This window comes from Advenella mandrilli (assembly GCF_016595155.1).
Classification (GTDB): domain Bacteria; phylum Pseudomonadota; class Gammaproteobacteria; order Burkholderiales; family Burkholderiaceae_B; genus Advenella; species Advenella mandrilli.
Map to the genome: position 1 here is coordinate 32,249 of NZ_JAENGP010000017.1, position 23,891 is coordinate 56,139.

The 23,891-nt window shown below is 46.5% G+C and carries 22 protein-coding genes; 1 reads left to right on the forward strand and 21 read right to left on the reverse strand.

Annotated features, from left to right (window positions below; all coding sequences use genetic code 11):
• Positions 1-22 precede the first annotated feature (22 nt).
• From JHL22_RS13945 to torT, 15 genes are all read right to left on the reverse strand, one after another.
• Positions 23-1,135 carry a porin gene (locus JHL22_RS13945; RefSeq protein WP_200238747.1) on the reverse strand — a complete coding sequence of 371 codons (1,113 nt, stop codon included), beginning with the start codon at positions 1,133-1,135 and terminating at the stop codon, positions 23-25.
• A 146-nt stretch (positions 1,136-1,281) separates the two neighbouring features.
• Positions 1,282-1,707 carry a cupin domain-containing protein gene (locus JHL22_RS13950; RefSeq protein ID WP_200238750.1) on the reverse strand — a complete coding sequence of 142 codons (426 nt, stop codon included), beginning with the start codon at positions 1,705-1,707 and terminating at the stop codon, positions 1,282-1,284.
• Positions 1,700-2,482 carry a ribonuclease activity regulator RraA gene (locus JHL22_RS13955; RefSeq protein ID WP_200238753.1) on the reverse strand — a complete coding sequence of 261 codons (783 nt, stop codon included), beginning with the start codon at positions 2,480-2,482 and terminating at the stop codon, positions 1,700-1,702. The genes JHL22_RS13950 and JHL22_RS13955 overlap by 8 nt, the downstream gene beginning before the upstream one ends.
• 39 nt (positions 2,483-2,521) lie before the next feature.
• Positions 2,522-3,382: a fumarylacetoacetate hydrolase family protein gene (locus tag JHL22_RS13960; protein WP_200238755.1), complete on the reverse strand. Its 861-nt coding sequence runs from the start codon at positions 3,380-3,382 to the stop codon at positions 2,522-2,524.
• Positions 3,383-3,444: 62 nt separating this feature from the next.
• Positions 3,445-4,248 carry an FAD binding domain-containing protein gene (locus JHL22_RS13965; RefSeq protein ID WP_200238758.1) on the reverse strand — a complete coding sequence of 268 codons (804 nt, stop codon included), beginning with the start codon at positions 4,246-4,248 and terminating at the stop codon, positions 3,445-3,447.
• Between the two features lie 2 nt (positions 4,249-4,250).
• Positions 4,251-4,745, reverse strand: coding sequence for a (2Fe-2S)-binding protein (locus JHL22_RS13970; protein ID WP_169294255.1), 495 nt, complete (start codon positions 4,743-4,745; stop codon positions 4,251-4,253).
• A gap of 40 nt (positions 4,746-4,785) precedes the next feature.
• Positions 4,786-5,454, reverse strand: a complete 669-nt coding sequence (locus tag JHL22_RS13975; protein ID WP_200238760.1) for an SRPBCC family protein — start codon at positions 5,452-5,454, stop codon at positions 4,786-4,788.
• A gap of 20 nt (positions 5,455-5,474) precedes the next feature.
• Positions 5,475-5,786, reverse strand: coding sequence for a YciI family protein (locus tag JHL22_RS13980; protein WP_200238763.1), 312 nt, complete (start codon positions 5,784-5,786; stop codon positions 5,475-5,477).
• 55 nt (positions 5,787-5,841) lie between these two features.
• Positions 5,842-8,217 carry a xanthine dehydrogenase family protein molybdopterin-binding subunit gene (locus JHL22_RS13985; protein ID WP_200238766.1) on the reverse strand — a complete coding sequence of 792 codons (2,376 nt, stop codon included), beginning with the start codon at positions 8,215-8,217 and terminating at the stop codon, positions 5,842-5,844.
• A gap of 44 nt (positions 8,218-8,261) precedes the next feature.
• On the reverse strand, positions 8,262-8,837 hold the full coding sequence (locus tag JHL22_RS13990) for a flavin reductase family protein (protein ID WP_200238768.1): 576 nt from the start codon (positions 8,835-8,837) through the stop codon (positions 8,262-8,264).
• Positions 8,838-8,885: 48 nt separating this feature from the next.
• Positions 8,886-9,821, reverse strand: coding sequence for a VOC family protein (locus tag JHL22_RS13995; protein WP_200238771.1), 936 nt, complete (start codon positions 9,819-9,821; stop codon positions 8,886-8,888).
• A gap of 33 nt (positions 9,822-9,854) precedes the next feature.
• A complete protein-coding gene (locus tag JHL22_RS14000; protein WP_234041305.1) occupies positions 9,855-11,420 on the reverse strand; it encodes a 4-hydroxyphenylacetate 3-hydroxylase N-terminal domain-containing protein in 1,566 nt (521 codons plus the stop codon).
• Between the two features lie 39 nt (positions 11,421-11,459).
• Positions 11,460-12,476, reverse strand: a complete 1,017-nt coding sequence (locus JHL22_RS14005; RefSeq protein ID WP_234041306.1) for an ABC transporter permease — start codon at positions 12,474-12,476, stop codon at positions 11,460-11,462.
• 12 nt (positions 12,477-12,488) lie between these two features.
• Positions 12,489-14,042: a sugar ABC transporter ATP-binding protein gene (locus JHL22_RS14010; protein ID WP_200238773.1), complete on the reverse strand. Its 1,554-nt coding sequence runs from the start codon at positions 14,040-14,042 to the stop codon at positions 12,489-12,491.
• A 7-nt stretch (positions 14,043-14,049) separates the two neighbouring features.
• Positions 14,050-15,123: a TMAO reductase system periplasmic protein TorT gene (gene torT / locus JHL22_RS14015; RefSeq protein ID WP_200238776.1), complete on the reverse strand. Its 1,074-nt coding sequence runs from the start codon at positions 15,121-15,123 to the stop codon at positions 14,050-14,052.
• Positions 15,124-15,307: 184 nt separating this feature from the next.
• On the opposite strand from torT, the gene JHL22_RS14020 reads away from it, so the two are divergent.
• Positions 15,308-16,288, forward strand: a complete 981-nt coding sequence (locus JHL22_RS14020) for a LysR substrate-binding domain-containing protein (protein ID WP_200238779.1) — start codon at positions 15,308-15,310, stop codon at positions 16,286-16,288.
• Here the strand turns inward: JHL22_RS14020 and JHL22_RS14025 are convergent.
• From JHL22_RS14025 to JHL22_RS14050, 6 genes are all read right to left on the reverse strand, one after another.
• On the reverse strand, positions 16,263-16,925 hold the full coding sequence (locus JHL22_RS14025; RefSeq protein ID WP_200238783.1) for a GntR family transcriptional regulator: 663 nt from the start codon (positions 16,923-16,925) through the stop codon (positions 16,263-16,265). The genes JHL22_RS14020 and JHL22_RS14025 overlap by 26 nt on opposite strands.
• 170 nt (positions 16,926-17,095) lie before the next feature.
• A complete protein-coding gene (locus JHL22_RS14030; protein ID WP_200238786.1) occupies positions 17,096-18,052 on the reverse strand; it encodes a Bug family tripartite tricarboxylate transporter substrate binding protein in 957 nt (318 codons plus the stop codon).
• Between the two features lie 65 nt (positions 18,053-18,117).
• Positions 18,118-18,522 (reverse strand): RidA family protein, encoded by a 405-nt coding sequence (locus tag JHL22_RS14035; protein ID WP_200238789.1) that lies wholly within the window; start codon positions 18,520-18,522, stop codon positions 18,118-18,120.
• A gap of 476 nt (positions 18,523-18,998) precedes the next feature.
• Positions 18,999-19,907: a catechol 1,2-dioxygenase gene (gene catA / locus JHL22_RS14040; RefSeq protein WP_200238791.1), complete on the reverse strand. Its 909-nt coding sequence runs from the start codon at positions 19,905-19,907 to the stop codon at positions 18,999-19,001.
• Positions 19,908-19,970: 63 nt separating this feature from the next.
• Positions 19,971-21,089 (reverse strand): muconate/chloromuconate family cycloisomerase, encoded by a 1,119-nt coding sequence (locus tag JHL22_RS14045; RefSeq protein ID WP_200238793.1) that lies wholly within the window; start codon positions 21,087-21,089, stop codon positions 19,971-19,973.
• A gap of 214 nt (positions 21,090-21,303) precedes the next feature.
• Positions 21,304-23,891: YadA family autotransporter adhesin (locus tag JHL22_RS14050; RefSeq protein WP_200238795.1), on the reverse strand; the 2,588-nt coding region annotated here is incomplete at its 5' end.

Sequence of the window (23,891 nt, forward strand, 5' to 3'; positions counted from 1 at the left end):
TGTGAAAACCGGTTTCGGTTCTTTAAAACACCGTCTGGATACCAATACGGGTAATAGACTGGTTCCTGCTGGAGGAAGCATCGTTGGGGCCAAATAAACCATTAATGCTGGCTTTTGCGTCTTTATTGGTTCTTTGGTAAATTTGCTGCGCATAAACCAGTGTCCGTTTGGACAAAGAATATGACAGCGTCGAGTTAACTTGATGTGCGTAATTTTTGTTTAATTGTGCATTGCCTTTTGAATAATTATAACTGGCACCCAGTGCCCATTTCGGGTCTATTTGCCACTTGCCGCCAATTTCAGCGCCATAAACAGAGGCCTTGTTGGAGCGGTTGGTGGTTTTGGTAAACAGAGCCATAGCCGTCACTTTCTCAAACGCATAGTGCATGCCAACCCCCCATGTCCTGATAGGAGTTTGCACCGGCTCCATGGCTGCGTTTACCCCGTATTTAACATCGGTATAGGCGGCTCCCGCTCCAAAGTTTCCTGACTTATAGTTCATGCCAAAACTCAAGGTCCTGTCTTTGGTTGAGCGATTCGGCCCTGAACCGAAGCCATACTGCGCACCCGCCGAAAATCCGCTCAAGTTAGGCGTTGTATACTTGACAGAATTGTGTACTTGTTGCCCCGAAGTCCTATCCCAGTCAGAGCTTCCCGTCGCATTAAAAGGAATGCCCAAACCCGAAAAAGGGCCTTGCCTGAACGTATACAGTCCTCCTGCTCCGGGGCTGGCCGAGTTCCCTGAAATGGTCAGGGAATCCCACATGAAATCAAATTGGTTACCCAAGGTCAAACGACCAAATTTATCATTTTCAAGGCCCACCAGTGCGGTACGGCCAAAAATACCTTGCCCCGGAATGGTTTCACCGTTATGAATATTGAACTGGCTTTGCAAGTCGAAGATGACTTTTGTCCCGTTACCTAAATGCTCAGTTCCTTTGAAACCAATAAAAGATGGCGTGTAAATTCCCGAATCCGTTCTGAAACGACGGTCATCTCCCTGGTTTGAAATATAGGATACCCCTATATCCAACAAACCGTATATTTGTACACTATCTTTTTTTTCTGTTTCAGCATGGGCTATTCCTCCTGCCAAACAACATGCCAGACCCACCACAACTAACTTCTTCTCCATACCGTCTTCCTTTTTGGATTATTAATACTATGTTGATTTAATTAAACTTTTTATTTATTTCGATTGTTTTATGCAAAACAGAAAGCAATAAGAGACCCTCCGTTTTACACGGTGTTTTTTTACTTCGTTTATTTAAAGGTCTTTGATTAAGACTTGGCTAGAAAATCACCTATCGTTTCATCTGTATGAAAGACAGGTTTTTCATGATAGTGAGGACCATCATAAATTTCGATCAGCACACTACGCTCATGTGCAATCGTCGGACCATGCGGATGCCCAACGGGATTCATATAAAATGAACCGGGTTGCAGTCTCAGACCAACATCAACATACTCATAGTCTCCCTCAAGGCAATACATGAACTGATTGGATGCATGCGTATGCTTTACAGGAATCTGTCCATCCTTCTGGAATTCAAGCAAGGCAATGCTCGCTCCCGTTTCAGCATTTTTCCATAGAAAATACTGACGAAACCCGTATTCAGGATAGTCAATCCATTGTTCAGGATCCAGATCCTTGGTATTTAACAAGACTTCCAATGTCTGACAAAGTGCTTTGTTTTGCTCATGCATAGTAAAACTCCAGTTCAGGACGTCCTTCTTTAACCCAACGGTTATATTCTTCCCTGCTTGAAACATTGGCAGGAAACAAACCAATCAATGAGCGCCCACGTTCCAAATGCCAAGCGACAAATTCCTCATACTTCTCCGCTTCAGCTGCTTCCTGGGCCACTTCATCAACGAGATAAGCGGGAATAACAACCACGCCATCTCCGTCACCTACAATAATGTCGCCCGGGTATATGGATACGCCAGCACAACCAATTGGTACATCCCACTCCAGAGGATGCATGCTCAACGGCGTTGCGGGTGCAGCACTTCTCTGCTGAAAGGCAGGTAACCCTATTTTCAGGAATGCAGGGATGTCACGAAAACCGCCATCGGTCACCACTCCTTCAACACCACGCATTTTCAGACGCAGTGCCATCATGTCTCCCATTGAGGAAGCTCGTGTATTACCGAAAGCATCAATAACTAAAACCGATCCTTTCGGACAGATCTCCATCACCCCCCGATGCTTGTTGTCATCACGGCAATAGGAGTCCATCGTATCGATATCTTCACGTGATGGAATGAACCGTAATGTAAACGCAGGTCCGATCATTTTCGGTTGTCCTGGTGAGAGAGGATTAATCCCTAACATTAAGGTATTACGAAAGCCGCGTTTCAATAAGGCATTAGCCAGATTCGCTGTACTGCTTATCATCAAAGCAGCTCTTGTTTCCTCAGACAATGATGTAGACTCGCTTTTTTTTCTCATCAGATTATCTGTTATATTATTAGACATAATATTTACTCCTGGACTCATTGTTAAGCCTCACCTATTCTATTTAGCCAAAGTTTCTTTAATTATCGTATTTTTCAAAATACCCACACCTTCAACCTCTACTTCAACCACATCTCCCTCTTTCATCCAGACCTGGGGATCACGACGCAGTCCAACCCCACCTGGCGTACCCGTCACAATGACATCACCAGGCTCTAAAGAAGTGAAAGTAGAAATAAAATTAATTAGCGTGGGGATAGAAAATGTCAGCATATCGGTGGTTGTTCTTTGCATTTCTTCGCCGTTCAACCGGGTAACCAGACTTAACACGCGATCAGTTGACAGCTCATCGGTAGTAACCAGCCAGGGACCAAAACCACCTGTTGCATTGAAGTTCTTACCAGGTGTCCATTGATTAGTCGCCAGTTGCCAGTCCCGAACACTGCCATCGTTATAACAAGAATAGCCGGCGACATGCTGCATTGCCTGATCTTCAGGAATCCGACGGCCGCCTTTACCGATCACGATCGCAATTTCACCTTCAAAGTCAAATTGATCTGATTCAGCAGGACAAATCAAAGGACGATTATGACCTACCTGGGATTCATTCAAACGCAGAAAAATAACAGGTACAGTTGTATCCGGACGATTGCCTTCAACGCGGTGTGCCAGATAATTCAGGCCAGCACAGAAAATTCGTGGGGCATTGGGAATAACCGGCAGGAATACCACATCATCAATATGAAAATCAGGTTGTGAATTTTCAATTAATTTTTCCAGTCGATCCAGCCAGCCGCCTTTGAGGACAGACAAAAGGTCTGGACAAGAGGCGCCCAAACGTCGGCCCAAATCATATATATAATCGCCTTCAACCAATCCAAAACTTGAGCGATTCTGACTTACAAATGACATTAATTTCATTACAACCCCATTTATCCTTATTTATTTCATAAAAAATTAACTAAGTTTTTTCTACAACCCTATCAATGCGACTCGGCAAATTCAATAGCCCGCTTCAACGCATAAATAACCAGTTGTGCACGATAAGCAGCCGAAGCATGCATATCAGCATTCAGACCTTCTGCCGATTGAACACACGTTTTAACTGCATTCACACTAAACTCGGACTCAAGCAATTTCTCAAACTCATGTTGACGGAATACACAAGGACCCGCCCCATTAACCGCAACACGAACCTTTTTATCCTGACTTTGCGAAACAAAACATCCAGCCATGACATACCCGGATGCCGGATTGGGCATCTTGCAATAACCTGCTTTCAGTACTCGCGGAAAATTCACACGCATCACAAACTCGCCCTTTTCAAGGGCCGTACTGAACAACCCAGTAAAAAACTCATCTGCGTTAATGGTGCGTTTGCTAGTCACGATTTGCGCTCCCAACCCAAGTACAGCACCTGGATAATCGGCTGAGGGGTCGCTATTGGAAATAGACCCGCCAATGGTGCCCATATTTCTAACCTGAGGATCTGCAATGCCGCTGGCCAAAAATGCCAGGGCCGGAATGGCCTGTGCAATTTCCTTGTGAGCCGCCACGTCAGTATGCCGGGTCATGGCCCCCACCGACACCATCTTTTCATCAACGGTAATGCCACGCATTTCAGGCAGATCCTGTAAGTCAATCAGCAATGCCGGATTGGCCAGTCTTTGTTTCAGGGTTGGCAACAGCGTCATACCCCCGGAAATGAAGCGGGCTTCAGGATTTTTACTGAAAAGCTCATTGACTTCCTGAACACTTTTCGCACGCACATAATCAAAGTTATACATAGTTATACGTTCCCTGCCGATACGCTACCCTGACACTTCCTGGCACAAGAATGAATGGCATCCACAATCCCCTGGTAACCGGTGCAACGGCACAGATTACCCTCCAGCTCATGACGAATGACCGCCTCGTTGTCAGCACAGCCACGATTCAGGATATCCAGCCCCTGCATGACCATTCCCGGTGTACAGTAACCACACTGTAAGGCATGGTGTTCCTGAAAGGCGGCCTGCAGCGGATGCAGGTTTTCCGGAGTTCCCACCCCTTCAATCGTGATCACTTCTTTTCCATCTGCCATAACGGCAAGCGTGGTACAGGACTTGACACTTCGGCCATCCAAATGCACAGTGCAACAACCGCACTGTGTCGTGTCGCAACCCACATGAGACCCTTTCAGGCCACAATTTTCACGCAGAAAATGAACCAAAAGCGTACGGGGTTCAACCTCGTGTTTCTGCTCAATACCATTAACCATAATGGCGACTGTAGTTTTTGACATATTTTGAATACCTCGGTAAAAATCCTGACCTGAAACACCCTTATCTGGAGCCCAGATAAGCAGCCAGTAAAGCAATTACTAAAACGGTGAAAGCCCAGGTCCATGCCGGCATTTGAATGGATACACCCGATTTGGATGGTGTCGCTTGCGCATACACCGGAGCAGGTACAAAAGCCGGTGTCGCAGCAACCGCCGAACCAGCCGCTGCAACAGCAGTTCCCATTGCCGGTGCTGCCACCTTGGCAGGTTCTGCCACCGCAGGCGCTGGACCCAGCAATTGTTGGCTGAAACGCTCAAAAAACTGTTTGGTCAATTTGGCTGAAGTGGCATCAATCAGGCGTGAACCAATCTGCGCCAAACGCCCGCCTATTTCAGCCTTGGCTTCATATTTCAGCACCGTTCCCTTATTGGCCCCCTCTTCCAGTGTGACAACCGCACTGCCTTTGGCAAATCCGGCGACGCCCCCATCTCCTTCAAATGCCAAGGTGTAGGTTTCGGGTGCTTTCATGTCAAGTTGCCTAAGCTTTCCATTAAAACGAGCCTTGACCGGACCAATTTCAATCACAACTTTGACCGCATAAATACCTGGTTCCACTTCAGTCACTGATTCACATCCAGGAATTGACAATCGAAGCACTTCCGGATTCATCAGGGCAGCCCACACCTGTTCTCTGGATACGGGAAGCTGTTGCTCACCATTTAAAATCATACTTTTGTCTCACAAAAAAATTATAGTGGCGGCAAAGTTGCCGGACGCTTGGTTTGCCATCTGAATTGATAAACCTCTATTTTTGATGACAGCTCCGCCTTCTCAAATGGATCGTTATTGATCATCTCCCATACTTCCGCTTCATCATGAGCATCAATCACCATCATCCCGCCAATAGACACCCCATCCTTATTCTGCATGGGTCCACCAAAATGAACCTTTTCATGAAACTGCTTCATGTATTCTGCATGCAAGGGACGCGTCGTCTTTCTTATTTCTTCCGCTTTTCCATCGGTACGATCAGTCCTGTATACAATAAACTGCTTCAACATCCTCATTTCCCTTCGCCCTCCTGATTTAACTCGTTCATCTCAAATTCAATGCTTATTACTCAACAACTTGCAATGCTTCTCCTGATGCTTTACTTTGTTGAATGGCATTCCAGACTTTCAATGCCGTCAATGGCATATCAATATGCCTGATGCCATACGTGCCCAACGCATCCATAACGGCCGAAACAACTGCTGGAGGAAGTCCGATCGTTCCGGTTTCCGCCCCACCTTTGACACCAAGCGGGTTGGTTTTTGTTGGCACTGGCCTTAAGCCTATATGCATACGTGGAAAATCCTTTGCTTTAGGCATGGCGTAATCAGTAAACGACCCCGTCAGCAACTGACCGTCCTTATCGTGTACGATTTCTTCTAATAGTGCCTGGCCTACTGCCTGGGCAATACCCCCAATTATCTGTCCCTCAAGAATCAGGGGATTGATGACATTACCAACATCGTCTATGCCTGAAATAGATACCAGCTTGATCTCGCCTATTTCAGGATCAACCTCTACTTCACAGGTATAGCAACCGTTCGGATAGTTTTGTGGCTGGGCGGTAAAATAACCCCGCCCCTCAAGGCCTGACCACAGTTCAGGCGGCAATGGCTTGGGTGAGCCCCATGCATACGTTGCCTTTGCCACAGTGTCCAGGGTGATCTCCTTATTCAGGCCGGGATGGCGATAAACACCGTTACCAAACTCAAGGCCATCCTCATCACATCCCAGCAGGATGGCGGCAACCCGTTTTCCCCGCTCGATAATCTGGTTACATGCACCCAGCAAGGCAGAACCGCCTACCGTCATGCTGCGTGATCCAAAACTGCCCCGACCATTGGCGACCTTATCGGTGTCACCCTGAATGAGCCTGATTTTTTCAATTGGCACACCCAGCCATTCATGGACCATTTGTGCATAACTGGTTTCATGGCCCTGGCCATATGAAAAAGTACCGGCAATGATCGTCAGTCCACCTGTTGCATCAAACCGTACCTCCATGCGGTCGTTAATCGTGGCGGCCACTTCGATATACATGGATAAGCCACGTCCGCGCAACAAGCCACGAGAAGCACTTTCTTTACGACGCGCCTCAAAACCATCCCAATCGGCCAGTTTCAGCGCATCATCCATAAGGGCTTCAAACTCACCACAATCATAGGTCTCATTAATACCCGTACGATAAGGCATCAGGGACGGACTAATCAGGTTACGGCGACGGATTTCAACCTTGTCCATGCCCAATTCTGCAGCAGCCAGATCCATCATGCGTTCAACAATCAAGGTTGACTCAGGACGCCCCGCACCCCGATAAGTGGTTAATGTACGGCTGTGCGTAAACACCCCGTTTACTTTGACATGCATGGCCGGAAAGGCGTAAACTCCCGACAACATACGTGACCCCACCAAGGGAGGATGCGCGGTTGAGGGACCTAACTGACATCCCAGGTTGTGGTGGATATCCACCCGAAAACCAAGTACCGTACCATCATTCTTTAGTGCGATTTCAGCATCGGCAACCTGATCACGCCCGTTGAAATCAGACAGGAAAGACTCACTGCGATCGGCCACCCACTTAACCGGCCGACCCACGCGTTTGGCGGCCCATAAAACCAGCACTTCCTCGGGATAAAGACCGCCTTTGGTACCAAACCCGCCACCGACATCGCCAGCAACAACATGAACTTGATGAGCGGGAACACGGAAAATATGTTCTGCCAGCAACAACCGTATACGACTTGGATTAGCCGTAGACGAAGTCAGGTGATAACGTTTGTCCGCCTCTTGATAGGCACCAATACAAGTACGTGGTTCCAATGGATTGCCAGCAAGGCGCTGGCTACGAATACGGCTCTTGACGACACGGTCCGCTTTTTCAAAAGCGGCATTTGTTGCCTGCTCATCACCCATTTCATGTCGGAAGCAAATATTACCCGTTGCCTCTGGCCAAACAAGCGGTGCATTTTCTGCCATCGCCGACTCTACGGTAGGCGCAGCAGGTTTACTGTCATAAACCATCTGTATACGTTCAGCGGCATCCATCGCTGCAGGAAGCGTTTCTGCCACAATAAAGGCAACTGGACTGCCAATAGCCAGGACACGATCTGAAGACAGCGGCGGAAACGGGGTATGGTGATATTTTTTACCCGTAATAGTTGGTGGTATGCTAACGCATGGAATATTGCCAAGCCCATCCTGCTCATAATCTTCCGCTGTCAAAACCGCTAATATTCCCGGAATTGCCAATGCACCTGAAACATCAATACTGACAATATTTGCATGGGCGACTGTGGAGCGTAAAACATAACCTCTGGCCTGTCTTGGTAAATTGACATCATCCGCAAAGGTTCCCTGTCCGGTTAACAGACGTACATCTTCCACCCTGGGAAGCGGTGCCCCTATTCCTTGGGATACCTTGACCATTGACTCTACTTTCATTTACTTTTCTCCACAAATACCCATGCCGAAAACTTAACCAACGACTACCAGCATGAGCTAGCATCGTATACATTCTCATCCAATGAGAATGTCAGCGGGGCACCCTTACTAATAATCTTTCCATAACGACCTGCATAAAAAAGCAGACCTCTGTCCGGATGCCTTGGGCGCTCCAGAGTATGAACCCGTCCAACAAACAAGGTATGGTCACCACAGGGATAAGCGTGTTCCAGATCCGCTGCAATCTGTAAATTGGCACCAGACAAAACCGGCACATTACCAATACGTTCAAATTGAGGACATTTTCCTTCTATAGGCTTACCTGCAAAATGGTTACTGCACCACTCCTGATGTTCACTTAAAATGCTCACACCAAAATAACCCGAACGTTGAATGCGCTCATGCATTCTTGCCGTACATGCAACAGAAACAATAATCAGCGGTGGTTCAAGAGAACCCGACATGAAAGCATTCGCGGTCATGCCATGGGGTTCCCCATCCATATCAGTGGAAATAACAACAACACCGGTGGCAAACTCACCCATGGCATTGCGAAATTCACGCGGATTAAAATTAACAGCTCGCTCAGTGCGCTGTTCTTCAAGGATTAATTCTGTCATTTGAATCTGCCTCATGTTGATTGGATTAAAGTCTTGTCTTAACCGTTTTTACTCAAAAAAGTCCCGCGTAGGGTCCATGCCCCACTGGGTCGTATCATCAGCAAAAACATCGTAATACAAAGGCTCGTAATCCTCATTAACGATATCACCATCGGTATAGTGCTCAACGCGGAAACCGAATGGATCGCGCCAATAATCAAAAATTTGGCTACCTATTAAATGGCGGCCAACACCACAATCCAGCCTATGTCCTTTAGCCACCAGGTAGTCATGAGAACCCATGACGGAATCAATATCCTGGAATTCAAAAGAGCAATGATGAACACCGGTCACTTCTGCCTGGACGATAAGCATGGAATGGTGATCAACAAACTCCTCAGCTTTGTCCATGCGCAGGAATGTACCAATTACCTGACTCTTGTCGCCCGGCACGCACATGTAATCGGAAGCCAGCAGACCAAAACGGTCCTGGAACCATTTGACGGATTCAGAGTGACCGCTAACTCGCAACACAAAATGTCCGATACGCAAGGCCAGACCAGGCTCCCGCTTGGGACGCAAAGACGCATTGAACCGGGATTTAGCCTGCCCCGCATTAAATGGATTTGGCAGTCGATGGGTGATTTCCTCTGCGGGCTCCTGACCCCAGATAGCATCTATTTGTACGTTATCTGGCGTCATCATACGAACACGCCACCCACCTCCTGGATAATCCTCAACCTTGGTAACGGGTGAGGAACCTGGCAGAGCCGCCAGCTCATTCAGATCCTCCATGCCGCTTACCCGAATAGCTGCACCAATGAATTTATTTTCTTCTCCAAGCAGAGTGACATGCAAAAAGGGTGATGTACCTGCCCCGCGCATAAACAGACTTTTGTCGTCTTTATGTGCTGTTAATAACCCGAAGTCCTGCATAAAAGACTCCATCAGATCCAAATCATTAACTTGGTAAACAACATAGGCAATTTCATTTCCTAATGGCATATCTCTCTCCTTAAAATAAAAATATTGATTTAATTATCTGCGTTTGATAACACTTACATCATCAGGATTGATCAAATCAGGTACGGTCCATCCGTCAAGATCATATTCACTCATACATGTATCAACGAATGATTTCATCTTATCCAGATCACCTGTTCCTTGCGCATCCCACAAGTTGGCCAGGCGGGTCACATCGTTGGAGCCAAGATAATTGATTTCATACAATTCATGACGGGCACCAAATTCAGTACCAATGGTGTCCCACAGCAGCTTCATAGTCTTGACACGTCCCTCGGCATCCACATCACCCGTACCACGGACATATTTGTCCAGGTAGCCACGAATTTCAGGCGCTTTGAAGTCATTTGCGTGTGAATTCAAGTAGATCAGGCCACTTGCCACGCTGGATTCAATAATATTTTTGATGGCAGGGTAGGCAATTTGCGACAATACACGATAAGACGTTGCAAAACGTGCATCAGGCTGAACCATGCCATTCCATGGCACATTACTTTTTGCCATCGCATCAGACAAGCCCCACATTGCATTACGCCAAGCAATAACTTCGCCAAAACGCGACTGCACGCCATGGAAACTGGAGCTGCCGGTAATTTCCAATGCCTTTGCCAATAAACCGCAAATAAAATCAAGTTTGACAGCAAGACGAGTACAACCATGCATAGCAGCACGACTATTAAAGCCGGAGCCGGGTGCAAAATCGTTTGCCAGATCGGCATTACCGTACATAAACACGTCTTCCCATGGAATAAATACATTATCCATGACCAGAATCGCATCGTTTTCATCCAGACGGCTTGACAGCGGATAATCAAACGGGCTGCCTACAACAGCTGCACGATATTCGTTTGAAATACGGGAAATCATTTTCATGCCAGGCGCACCGGTAGGCACCATGAAAATAGGTGTATATTTAGGATCTTTAATCGGAAGCTGGCCAGCATGTGCCACAAAGGTGTAGTGAGTCAGGGCTGAACCGGTCGCCACCACTTTGGCACCACTGACATAAATACCCGCATCGGTTTCTTTTTCAACGTGGATGAAAACATCAGAAGTATCTGCCGTCGGCTTGTTACGGTCAACAGGGGGATTCATGATCGCATGGTTGATATACAAAGTGCGCTGCTGTGCTTTCGAATACCAGCGCAAGGCGTTTTCTTCGAAGCCTTTATAAAAGGCCGAGTTGGCGCCCAAGGTACCCAGGAAAGACCCCTTGTAATCTGGAGAACGTCCCATCCAGCCATAGGCAACACGCTGAATTTCAGCAACCGCATCACGCGCGGCAACCTGTTCTTCTACGGTTTTGGGAGCCAAAAAATAACGATGGGTAAAACCACCCGAGTCATTGGGAGCTGTCAGCAGCTCACGACGTGACTCATCATGCATCGCATCATACATGCGCGCAATCATGCGGGCCGAGTTTCTGAAAGCCGGGTGCTCTGCAATATTTTTAACCCGCTCACCATAAATCCAGACCTCACGACCGTCATCAAGACTTTTCAGGTATTCTTCTCCGGTAAACGGTACGTTTTTTTCATTCATTTTGCTTTCTTTCTCTTTCAAGTTTGTTTCAACTTTCATCTCATATCTCCATATATTTAAAATTTAAATTAACATCAGTTATTTTCTTGACAAGGCCATCGCCAATATCAGTATCAATCCAATGGTCATTGTTGATGCATAAGCACCAACTTGCATCAGATTTAAACCGTTTTGAACCAACATAATTAAAAGCGTACCAACTACAACCGCAAATACCCGTCCTACTCCACCCGCCAAACTCACGCCTGCAATAACACAAGCTGCAATTGATTCAAGCGGCAAGGTAACGCCTACATTAGCCTCACCAGTTCCCAAGCGCGCAGTCAACAACAAACCTGTCAAAGACGCGAATACACCACAAATTACAAAGGCATTAATAATCACCTTTTTTGTACGAATACCTGAAAGATCAGCAGCTCGCTGGTTTCCACCAGTGGCATACACATGGCGTCCAAAACGTGACCACTCCAAAAGAGCATAAGTAATCAGAATCAATAACAAGGCAACCAATGAAGGAATCGGTATACCCATCACTTCACCAAATCCAAATACTTCACCCAGGACATCTGGCAAACCATATACGGGGACACCACCACTGATAAACAAAGTAATGCCAAACAGGACTGAAGACATGCCCAATGTCATCATAAAAGGAGGAATTTTCATCACTGCCATACCAACACCATTGATCAAGCCAAAAACAGCACCAATCGCAAAACCGACAGCACTGCCAGCCGCAATGGCCAGCCACGGACTTTCCGGCATGGCAACCAGCATGGCTGCCATCACCAATGAAGCGGCTACTGATGAAAGCGCGGCAATTGCACCCACTGACAAATCAAGCCCCCCCACAACCAGCACAATCAATTGTCCCAAAGAAACAATCAACAGGTAGACTGATTGCCTGGCAACATTAACCAGGTTATCGACTGTTGCAAACCCAGGAGCCAGAACATAAAAAACGATGGAAGAAACAATAAACAAAACTGGTAACACCATCATTTGACGGTATTTATAAATAAAATTTGTACTCAGTCCTGATACTGGTTTCTTATCTGAAACAGGTAACGTATTAGTCATTGTTGTTGTGTTCATTTGAATTCTTACTCAAAAAAAGTTTTCTAGAATGCGATGCTCATCAAATTCATCACGCTGGAATTCGGCAGTAATTTCGCCATTATTCATCACCAGAATTCGATGACACAGGCCAAACAACTCTGGCAAATCTGAAGAAATCAGCAAAATTGCCGCTCCTTCCTTACTTAAATCTGCCAAATAGCGATAAATTGATGGTCGTGCTCCCATATCGACACCAACCGTCGGCTCATCAAAAACAAACACTGAAATTTCCTGGGCCAACCCTTTGGCAAGCATTACTTTTTGCTGATTACCTCCTGAGAAATTGCTAATTGGCTCACCCAATCTTTCTTTTGCAAATTCCACTTTATCCGACAGATTCCTTAACAGATTAATTTCCTGTTGTGGCTTCAATACTTTGCCGGCAATTCTTCCCCAGATTAGTCCCGACAAGGACATGTTTTCTCTGGCTGGCCGACACATCACCAGACCTTCCTGCTTGCGGTCTGCCGGGCTATACCATAAACCAGCCTCAATCGCATCGGCAGGATGCCGGAAGTTTGTTTTATTACCATCAAGAGAAACTTCACCTCCTGTTATTTTCTTAAGCCCAAAACAGGCTTGCCCCAGTTCGCTTTTGCCGCAGCCAACCAAACCGGCAATTCCTACGATCTCACCTGCCTTTACTTCAAGGTTTACATTCTCGATATTTGGTACACCCAATTCATGTGCCAAAGACAAACTGGATATTTTCAAACGGGCCTTGCCAATTTCCGTATTCAATTCCGGATAAATGGCATCCAGTGTCCTGCCCGTCATCAATTTGATCAATTCAGCCTCTGGGGTTGCGGCTGGCACGGTTGCTATCTGTTTGCCATCTCTTAAAACGGTCACCACATCACCCAGAAGCGGGATTTCATGCATTCTGTGCGTGATATAAATAATTGCTGTTCCCTGTTTTTTTAGTTCTAAAACCAAATCAAACAAGGAACGCGCATCATGCTCGGACAAAGAGGCAGTAGGCTCATCCAGAATAAGAATCTTCGGTTTTTTTCTTAAGGCCTTGCAAATCTCAACCATTTGCTGCTTGCCTCGCGGCAAGGTGGCTACATAAGATTTGGCATCAAGATCAAAACCCAAGGTATTGATAAGTTCTTCAGCTGATTTAAGTGCTTCACTTCTGGCCAGCAAACCGAGTGAATCAAGCGGCTCCTCACCTAATACAATATTTTCCGCAACCGTCAGTTGGGGTATTAGGGAAAATTCCTGGAAAACAGCACGAATCCCTTCAGCACGCGATTGCGCAACACTATGAAATACGCCTTTATGCCCTCCAACCTCAATCTCTCCGTTGCTTGGTAGATTGGCACCTGCCAGCATTGAGATAAATGTTGATTTACCGGCTCCATTTTCCCCAAACAGAACATGGACCTTTCCAGATTCGATATCCATATGAATATTATCCAGAGCCACATGGTTTCCATATACTTTGGTAAGCCCCCGGATCGCAAGGACGACCCGAGACTTGCCTTCATGTTGCTCGGGCGCGATATCCTGGATATTTTCAAGAACTGCGCTTTGCACTATTGCCTCACTTTCCAAAACTGAAAACAGGCCTGAAGCCGGCTGGCGCAAAGGTGATCGCAGGATCAAATTCGCTGACATCGGCAGGTGTATAAACCGTCCCAATGGTATCTACTCTCGTTAACGCTTCAGGTTTGTCGCCTTGCTCAAGAATTCGAACAGCGGAGTCAATGGTCATTTTTGCAGTCGTAACGATAGGCGCAACACCTGCTGCTTCAATTTCGGCCTTTTTCAGACCTTGATGTACGCCAGGCGTCATGTAAACTGATACCAGTTTGACTTTATCCAGCAACTTACGTGCTTTTAATAATGGCAAAGCTCCTTCCACCATCACAGCCGTACCCACGATATAGTCCAGATTTTTGTGTGTTTGCAACATGTCTTCAACAAGACGTGCCTGAATTTCTTTACCTACATCACCATATTTGGTTTCAGCAATAACCACCGCACTATCTTTGATGCCATCATTAAAGCCAGCATTAAACCCTTCCACAAAACCTGCGCCAGCAGGGCCTGGCAACCAACCCACACGAACCTCAGGCGTTCCTTTTGGATGTTTTTTAGCCAAATATTCACCCGCCCGGAAACCTTCATCACGCGGATTAGTCAGAACCCGTGCTGCCACATCGGTTGATTTGGAACCATTGAAAGCATCAATCACGACAATGTTTTTTTCCTTGAGCTGTTTTAACAGATTGCCAACCCCCTCTGCATCAATGGAAACCATCACAACTGCTTTAGCGCCACCGGCCACACAGTTTTCAATTTGGGAAATCTGATTGTTAAGTTGGGTATATCCACCGGCATCCAGTACCTGTACGCTAACACCCAGTCTTTTAGCCTCTTCAACAACGCCATAATTGGCTGCCAACCAGAATGGATCTTTCATATGAGGGAAAGATACACAGATGGGCCAATTCTGACTAGCCTTCTTCTGGCCCTCATAATCTATCTGAACCACCTCACCATCAACACCTACCTGATTCACCTTGAGAGGGAACCAATCAGCTGCACTGACGATTGAACTGCTTAATGTAATAGATGCGGTTACTACGCACTTTAAAAACAAATTAGATGTCATCCTCTTGCTCCTTTAAATTTATCGCTTGATTTTTTACTTACATTCACTGATTTGTGTTCTGTTGAGCTTTATTAAAAATAATGATAGGTTTATGACGATATAAGATCAAATGAAAATAAATCACTACCAGTATTCCATTTTGGTTATACTGTTTCAAAGTATTGATAATAAACAGGGGAGTTTCATGTCTCGTGCCGACTGGTATTTACGTGCAAATCTACGTTTCAAGCACCTGCAACTTTTAATCTATCTAGACGAAATGAGGAGCGTGAGTAGAGTGGCATCCGCGCTGGCATTGACTCAGCCGGCGATTTCCAAGATGTTGTCGTCAATGGAAACCGGCTTGGGAATTAAAATTTTCAAACGTACTTCCTCTGGGCTTGAGCCTACTCAACATGGCCTGTGCATGATTCAAAATGCCAAGGACATTCTGTACAAACTGGAAGCCACCCGCTTGCAACTTAGGGAAATCACTGAGGGTCCAATGATACAAATATCAATGGGCGTCATGCCTATTGCGGCCCTTACCTTTGCTCCCACCCTACTTACGGCACTGGACAAAAGCTCTATCGATTTCTCTGTAAACGTGCGGGAAAGCAACCTTGGCACACTGCTACCACAATTGAAAACAGAACAACTGAAATATATTGCAGGCGTTATCCCTAACAAACCGCTCCCAGCGGATATTTGCTCTGAAGTTTTTTATGAGGACTCCTTTGTTATCGCCGTCAGGAAAGAGCATCCATTAGCCAACAAACCGGATTTGGAATGGAAAGACCTTAGCAACTTCCCCATGATTCTACCCACCCGTGATGCAATCACCCGGGAAATTATTGTGGATACGCTGTTAAGCTACAACATCCCCATTCCCAAGCAAACTGTCGAGTCATTATCAACACTGACCAATGTAGGCATGCTGAAAGAATCCGATTGCTTTGGAACCATCCCGCTGGAAATGGCTAATTTTTTCAAAAAAATTGGCGTACTGGAAATTTTGCCACTCACCATCACCGATATTGTCAGGAAAGTAGGCTTAATCTGGCATATCAATCACGAAAAAACGCCGGAACATGAAATAGTTATAAAAATCTTTCGCGAAGCTTACGCTGAATATAAAAAGGATCCTGACAATATATCAATCACGGAAATACCTTTGTACGGATAGAGGTAATATGCTGTTCCATCATTTCAACAGCCGCCTCCCGGTCTGCTGAAGCGATGGTTTCATACAAAGCCTCCAACTCATGAATATTCGGGTTTTCAGCGCCGGGCGTATATGTCCTGAACCACAGTCTCATGGAGCGGTCCAGTAACTGACTGGCAAAATTAGCTAACAGCTCATTATTGGCTGCTTCATAAAGTGTCTGGTGAAAAAGACGATCCACCTCCATACTGCTGCCTTGGTGATCATTGTTTTGCGCACACTGGCGCCCGATCTGTACAATTTTTTTCAGCTTATCCAAAAATTCAGGGGTCATTCTTTGCATGGCCTCTCCCGTTAGGTATGGTTCTACCAGCAAACGAGCATCAATCAAGTTCAAAAAACTGTCGATGGTTTCGGCCTTAATCAATATGCCTTTGCGCGGTAAAATAGCCACCAGCCCTTCTCTGTCCAAACGATGAATGGCCTGGTGAATGGGACTGCGGCCTATTGAAAGAAGATGGCACAATTGTGCAACGTTAACCTGATCTCCCGGCTTTAAGTCGTTTTCCAGGATCATTTTCTTAATGGCAATATACGCTTTTTCAGCAAGTGGCAGCAATAAACTTTCAGGGCTATCACCCTTCTGAGGTTGAATCATGAGTTTACAGGTAGAGAGGATAAATTAATTATGCATGACAGGATGTCATCAATGCATCAATATCTAATGACAATTATTTTGTAATCACCATACAAAAAAGCAGGCAGAAAATCTGCCCGCCACGATAACCCTATGCACAAAGAAAAGGGAAAACACAAAACACCAAATGCTTATTCAATTTTGATATTTGCGTCATTAATGACCTTCTTGTATTTTAAAGCTTCTTTAGTCATAAAATCTGCAAAACCGGCGGCATCGCTAGGTTTTGCCTGCATACCTTGCTGCTCAAGTATTAGCTGTACATCTGGGTGAGCCAGAGCGGTGATAAATAACTGGTTTAATTGATCAATTCTTTCATCACTGACACTGGATTTGGCCAGTAAACCCAACCATGTTTCCGAGATGAAATCCGGATACCCCTGTTCAGAAAAGGTGGGGACATCTGGCAGCTTGAGATGACGTTCCGTACCCGATACCGCCAATGCTTTCAGTTTACCCGCCTCAAGATGGGGCACAATGGCCCCCACATCACCCAAAGTGGAATGGACTTCTGAGCTTAATACCGCCAGCGTTGCCGGAGCAGCTCCTTTATAGGGAACATGAAGCAGATCAAGACCAACCTGATGATTAAACAATTCATACCCTAAATGGCCTGAAGAACCAGTCCCGAATGATGAATACGTGCCTTTATTTTCTTCTTTTTTAGCCCAATCAATAAATTCTGCCAAATTGGAGACCGGTACATCATTAGCAACAACCAAAACATGCGGGCTTGAAGCAAGACCGCTAATCTGGCGAAAATCTTTATTAATATCGTATGGCAACTTCTGCATTAAACTGGGCGTAATCACAAAACTGGCAGCGATCAGCAAAACCGAATTGTCATCATCCGCTTTATTTAATAAGGCCTGTGCACCAATAACCGTATTGCCTCCCGGACGGTTTTCTACAATAGCGCTTTGGCCCGTACCCTCGTCAATCACTTTACCTATTGAGCGGATAATTGAGTCGGACGGTCCGCCAGCGGCATAAGGTACTACAATACTTAAAGGCCTGACCGTTTCAGCCTGGGATACCGAAGCATAGATACCTAGCGACAGACTTAATCCTAATAATATTTTTTTCATGACATCCTCCTGTTAATAGAATAAAAAAGGCTGTCACCAGGTGCAGCCTTTTTTATTATTTATTCTTATTTTTTAGCCAATCTTGCCTGACCTTGTATTTCCACCAGAATTTCAGGTTTTGCCAACCCTTTCACTTCAATTAAAGCGCAAGCAGGAAAATCACCCGTGAAAAATTCGCGGCGGGCTTTCCATACGCCTTGATTCTCTTTCATATCGGTAACAAAAATGGTCATTGTCACGACGTCATCAATCGTGCCACCCGCAGCTTCACACAAATCTTTCATTTTCTGAAAAATAACTTTGGCCTGCTCGTAACCATCTTTACCAATAATGGTTTCACCATCGTTAGAACGGGATGTGAAACCGGATAAATACAATGTGTCTTCCACTTGCAAACAATTTGACCACAAACCAGGAGCTGCTTCGGCAACACTGGGGCTAGTAATACGAACACGATGAGATTGTGACATGTTTTTTCCTTTGATGATAAGTTAGTTTAACAACAGTGATATATCACTGTTGTTAAATAATAGATGGCGTCACATGTCGTGTCAAGCTTATATTCTTATTTGGTTATATTTGTTGTAATTTACATTCCAGGATGGAATATTTCAGGCGGTAAAATCAGATGTCAAAAAAGTTAAACTTAATCCATGCATGATACAGGTACGGCCATGCTGCGCTGTAAAAGTCAGCATTGACATTCTCTGAAGGGCGAGGTTTACCGTACACTTGATCAAATATAAAAACACGGCAGGCCGACTGTTTCATGAAGAATTATTATTATTTATTCTATTAGTTGCCTGTTTTTAAATTACAAGCTCATCCAGTTTCTTAAGGCTTTTATGTGCTAACGCCTTATCAGGCAGGTCATTCCCCTGCCTGATAAGGCGTTATTTGCTTTTGATGGCCTAACCTTCCCAGCCAGGCTGAAAAGGTGCGTTCATCAGGCTTGTGCGCGGGCGCGCTCTACTTCTGTCGTTTTCAGCGGTGCCGGACGCTCTGCGTGCAGATCAAAATTAAATTTGATATGTGAAAACGGGCCGTTCATGCCGTATTGTTTGATCAACTCAGGATCAGATTCTTTCTTGATTTCAGGAACCAGTCCCTCACGGGTTGCGAAAGCAAAGTCATCCCACAGGTATGGATCACCATCAATATTGATCTGGGTTGTCAGCTTGCGCTGGCCTTCAGCGGTCACAAAGAAGTGAATGTGTGCAGGACGATTACCATGACGACCCAATTTTTGCAGGATAACATCGGTTGCACCACCCGGAGGAACACTATATCCGACCGGCAGCACACTGCGGAAACAGTAACGGCCATTTTCATCAGTGCGAATGCTGCGACGCAGATTAAACGGCTCTTGCGAAGGATCAAAATGAGAATAATTACCCAAATGGTTGGCGTGCCATACTTCAACCAAAGCATTCTTCAGCGGATTACCCGCTTCATCACTTACCACACCTTCCATCACCAGTGCCTCACCAATCTCACCATCCTTGTCCAGGCGGGCAAAACCAACAGATTCTGGCGCACCGGCAACATACAGGGGACCTTCAATGGTACGTGGTGTACCACCGGTAATTCCCGCTGCGGCCTCTTCCTCATCCAGGCGAATATCCAGCAAACGCTCAAAACCCAAACCAGCCGCAATCAGGCCATATTCCTGTCCACTATTGCCCAGGAAATTCAATGCTACCCAGAACTCACTGGGCGTAATATCAAAATCTTCAATCGTATTAAACAAATCGCTAATAATACGATTGATAATTGCTTTAATACGCTCATCCTCAACAGCGGATTCTGTTTTTTGCATTTGTGCCAGCAAGGCGGCAACAGACTCTTTACTCATAATGTCTCTTCCTTTTGCGAAGTGATTAAAAATTCAAATTAACATTTAACGCTTATCAAGTCGTTATTTTCGTGTGTAAAAATTCACTTTATCATCGTCCAGACTAACGCCCAGCCCCGGACCGGTTGGAATTTTCAGGGTGAAATTGCTGTAATCCAGCGGCGTTGCCAAAATCTCATCTTTCAGCAAAAGCGGGCCAAACAACTCGGTACCCCATTCCAGGTTATTGAGTGTAGAAAACAAATGAGCCGCAGCGATAGTGGCAATAGAACCTTCAAGCATGGTGCCACCATACAGGGCGATATCGGCAGCCTGGGCAATGCCAATCAAATCACGGGCGTGCTGCAAGCCACCCGCCTGCTCAATCTTGATGGCAAACACATTGGCACTGTGCTGGGATGCAAGCGTGAAGCCGTCTTCCGGGCCTTTCAGGGATTCATCAGCCATAATCGGCACAATACCCAATGCCGTCAAACGCTGCATGCCTGCCAGGTTTTTCTCATGAATGGGTTGCTCTACCAGCTCAACCCCAACATCAGCCAAGGCCCTAAGGTTTTGTACGGTCTGCGTTTCAGACCAACCCTGGTTAATATCAACGCGAATGCTGATCTCATCCCCCACCGCCTTCCTGATGGCTGCGATATGCTTGATATCGTCTTTGGGTGAACGCATTCCTATTTTAAGCTTGAATATATTATGCCTGCGTGTGGCCAACATCTGTTCAGCTTCGGCAATATCTTTCTGGGTGTCGCCACTGGCCAGCGTCCAGGCTACATTAACTTCATTGGAGACTACGCCCCCAAATAAAGCATTTAGCGGAACGCCCAGGCGTTTTGCATAGGCATCATATAGAGCGGTTTCTATCGCGCACTTGGCAAAACGGTTATCTTTAATAGTTTTATTGATCAGTTTGCGCAAGGCCGCCAGTTTAGTGGCTGATTGGCCAATAATCAGGGGCGCAAAATAACTGTCGATATTTGTCTTGATGCTTTCAGGGCTTTCTCCACCATAATTCAAGCCGCCAATGGTAGTGGCCTCTCCAATTCCTTCGATGCCATCTGACGTTTTAATACGAACCAGCACAATGCTTTGGCAATGCATGGTCGCCACAGACATTTTGTGTGGCCTGATGGTAGGGATATCCAAAATTTGGGTATTAACTTCAACAATCTTTGCGTCCATCTTATCCTCTGATGAAATAATTCTTTTCATTAATATCCATAGAGTATATAAGGACAATCCCGACGGGTCTAATACGGATTTTATTACCATCCATACCAAAAAGGTATGAGTATTTACATGAAACTGTTTTTATAAAAAAACCGCTATCCCGTTTAATGGATAGCGGTTTTTGCTCTTTGGCAACAAGACTTAAGGCCGAAACCTTAAGCGGGTATTACCACTGGTAGCCAGCACCAATGGTTGCACCCATTTGACCGCGTGAAGAACCAGCCACGCTGCCTTTAAGCACCCACTTGCCATTTTCGGTAACAGTGGATGCACCCAAGGCGTAACCAGACTCGGAGGCATAAACACCACCGGCCATGGAAACCATGCTCTTGCCTGGCAGATATGCTTGTGGCAAACCGGCCACCGCCATGGCTGTTGCCGCGCCGGCATCAGCCCGTTTTTCAACACGACGAACATCACCACGCAAGGAAGAAATATCATTACGTACTTCGGTCAGATCGGCGGGTGTTGCACCCTGAACCATGCGGGTAACCTGATCCAGGTTAACGGCATCGGTTCCTTCAACAGCTTCGGACACACCGGTCAGGCGACGGGTTTCACCACTTTCATTTCTGAAATTAACCTCGTTACCACCTGTTGATTTACCCACTGTGATGGCTGCATTGGGGGATGCCTGTTGAACCAGACCAATCTTGCCGTCATTAACCTGATTGTACAAGTTGGTTACTGAATTACTGACACTGTTAAAAGCATCTCCGACATTAGTGTAGTTATTATTAACAATACCACCCTGAGTAACTTCATTGATATTGTAGGTGGTGCCTGTAATGGAACCATCAATATTAACTACCGTATTTCCACCCAGCGCATCGGCAATGGATTTGTTAGTTGCATGCAATTGAGCACCGTTGATAGCATCGGTACTTGTTGCATTAACTGTACCGGCTGCCACACCAGTCAGCTTACGGGCATCACTATCCTTATTCTGGAAGTTCACCACACCACCATCAGTATCTTTACCAACTGTAATGTCTCTTGAAACAGCATCTTGCTGAACCAGGTTATTGCCACCTACACCGCTATTTTCCAAGTCTGTCACACGGGTATCCAGGTAATACAAGGCACTTCCCACATCAGTAAATGACTGACTGGCATCAGAAAAACCATTGTAAGTGGGGCCGGTTACTGTACCGTTTAGCGCGATGCTAGCATTACCACCCAATGCTGCAATAACTGGTGTCAATTGCCCAACGGTAGCAGCATCACTAAGCTTGGTACCATTTGCAACATTAGTGATACGACGCTCATTACCCACCGAACCGACTGAAACGGTATTGGCTTCGTCAGCAACAGAACCTGCACCCAAGGCGACTGCGTTTGTCGCCGTTGCCTGGGCAAGTGCACCAACTGCAACAGAGCTATTTACAGTTGCGAGAGCACCTAAACCTATAGCGGTAGAACCTTCTCCGGCCGCAGAAGCCCCTGACCCCACAGCAGTGGCGCCAGCCTGTGCCGCTGAAGCGGCACCACCCAAGGCAACAGTAGCTTCAGCCGTAGCCGCTGCGGCTGTACCCAAAGCAGTCGTTAATGCACCACTGGCCTTGGCACCATCACCAATCGCCATTGCGCCTGCTCCGTTCGCTGTCGCTACAGCACCAGTGCCCAAACCATTTATTTCTCCACCACCAATTGCAATTTCACCAACAACAGGGGCAGGGATTGGGTTACCGGGAGTAGGTGCAGCGGCAGGCTGCACTAAACCCAAAATATTACCGTCAGATTGCAGCAATGCCAGGTCTAAAGGCTGTTTTCCCTGCAATGCCAGTGACAGGTCATTAACCAGATCCAGATGCAGATTTTGTGGCAGCTCGATACCCAGGTTACTGGTAACACCATTAACCACGCCTACAACCGGATTAACAACTGGCGCCAAGGCACCTAACAGGGAGTTAACCAGGCCTTCAACCGGTTTCAGAAGAGGTGTCAGCACGCCGTCAAGTGTGTTGCCAAGCTGGTTTTGGGGCAAGGTAATGCCAGTAGCCAAGTCCAGTACGTTGCCTGAGCCACCTTGGGCACCGCCACCCAGTAAACCGCCAAGCAGGCCACCACCCTGGCCACCACCCAGCAAGCCACCCAAGAGGCCGCCTGAACCAGCACCACCCGTTCCGGTATTGCCGGTTAATCCACCAAGCAGACCCAATACAGGATCAAGCGGGCCACCCTGGGCACCACCGGTTAAACCGCCAGTCAGGCCACTTAATAAATTATTAACAGTACCTACAACAGGGGTTAGTGCGCCCTGATCGCCTACCAGGCCATTTACCAAACCACCTACGGGTGCCAGTGGACCATTGGCAGATGTCAAACCATTAACCAGACCGGTTACCGGTGCCAAAGCGCCAGTTTGTGGATCGACCAGACCATTTACCAGGCCACCTACTGGTGCCAGGGCGGTATTATTCACCAGTCGGCCAACGGTTCCCTGCACATCGGTAACCACACCGTCACCAGCACTGCCACCCCCCAGCAAACCGCCATTGCCGCCCGTCAAACCACCCACCAGACCAAGGACGGGATCAAGCAAACCACCGACCCCATTTCCGGATTGACCACCAGTTAATCCACCAAGCAGACCCAAAACAGGATCAAGCGGGCCACCCTGGGCACCACCGGCTAAACCGCCAGTCAGGCCACTTAATAAATTATTAACAGTACCTACAACAGGGGTTAGTGCGCCCTGATCGCCTACCAGGCCATTTACCAAACCACCTACGGGTGCCAGTGGACCATTGG

What these genes read in the sequence shown, in the direction of transcription:
- JHL22_RS14045 (WP_200238793.1), bottom strand. Translation starts at nt 21,089, where the DNA reads ATGGACGCAAAGATTGTTGAAGTTAATACCCAAATTTTGGATATCCCT.
- JHL22_RS14005 (WP_234041306.1), bottom strand. Translation starts at nt 12,476, where the DNA reads ATGAACACAACAACAATGACTAATACGTTACCTGTTTCAGATAAGAAA.
- JHL22_RS14025 (WP_200238783.1), bottom strand. Translation starts at nt 16,925, where the DNA reads ATGATTCAACCTCAGAAGGGTGATAGCCCTGAAAGTTTATTGCTGCCA.
- JHL22_RS14000 (WP_234041305.1), bottom strand. Translation starts at nt 11,420, where the DNA reads ATGAAAGTTGAAACAAACTTGAAAGAGAAAGAAAGCAAAATGAATGAA.
- JHL22_RS13955 (WP_200238753.1), bottom strand. Translation starts at nt 2,482, where the DNA reads ATGTCTAATAATATAACAGATAATCTGATGAGAAAAAAAAGCGAGTCT.
- JHL22_RS13970 (WP_169294255.1), bottom strand. Translation starts at nt 4,745, where the DNA reads ATGTCAAAAACTACAGTCGCCATTATGGTTAATGGTATTGAGCAGAAA.
- JHL22_RS13995 (WP_200238771.1), bottom strand. Translation starts at nt 9,821, where the DNA reads ATGCCATTAGGAAATGAAATTGCCTATGTTGTTTACCAAGTTAATGAT.
- JHL22_RS13990 (WP_200238768.1), bottom strand. Translation starts at nt 8,837, where the DNA reads ATGACAGAATTAATCCTTGAAGAACAGCGCACTGAGCGAGCTGTTAAT.
- JHL22_RS14035 (WP_200238789.1), bottom strand. Translation starts at nt 18,522, where the DNA reads ATGTCACAATCTCATCGTGTTCGTATTACTAGCCCCAGTGTTGCCGAA.
- JHL22_RS13950 (WP_200238750.1), bottom strand. Translation starts at nt 1,707, where the DNA reads ATGCATGAGCAAAACAAAGCACTTTGTCAGACATTGGAAGTCTTGTTA.
- JHL22_RS13985 (WP_200238766.1), bottom strand. Translation starts at nt 8,217, where the DNA reads ATGAAAGTAGAGTCAATGGTCAAGGTATCCCAAGGAATAGGGGCACCG.
- JHL22_RS13960 (WP_200238755.1), bottom strand. Translation starts at nt 3,382, where the DNA reads ATGAAATTAATGTCATTTGTAAGTCAGAATCGCTCAAGTTTTGGATTG.
- JHL22_RS13945 (WP_200238747.1), bottom strand. Translation starts at nt 1,135, where the DNA reads ATGGAGAAGAAGTTAGTTGTGGTGGGTCTGGCATGTTGTTTGGCAGGA.
- JHL22_RS13975 (WP_200238760.1), bottom strand. Translation starts at nt 5,454, where the DNA reads ATGATTTTAAATGGTGAGCAACAGCTTCCCGTATCCAGAGAACAGGTG.
- JHL22_RS13980 (WP_200238763.1), bottom strand. Translation starts at nt 5,786, where the DNA reads ATGTTGAAGCAGTTTATTGTATACAGGACTGATCGTACCGATGGAAAA.
- JHL22_RS14020 (WP_200238779.1), top strand. Translation starts at nt 15,308, where the DNA reads ATGTCTCGTGCCGACTGGTATTTACGTGCAAATCTACGTTTCAAGCAC.
- torT (WP_200238776.1), bottom strand. Translation starts at nt 15,123, where the DNA reads ATGACATCTAATTTGTTTTTAAAGTGCGTAGTAACCGCATCTATTACA.
- catA (WP_200238791.1), bottom strand. Translation starts at nt 19,907, where the DNA reads ATGAGTAAAGAGTCTGTTGCCGCCTTGCTGGCACAAATGCAAAAAACA.
- JHL22_RS13965 (WP_200238758.1), bottom strand. Translation starts at nt 4,248, where the DNA reads ATGTATAACTTTGATTATGTGCGTGCGAAAAGTGTTCAGGAAGTCAAT.
- JHL22_RS14030 (WP_200238786.1), bottom strand. Translation starts at nt 18,052, where the DNA reads ATGAAAAAAATATTATTAGGATTAAGTCTGTCGCTAGGTATCTATGCT.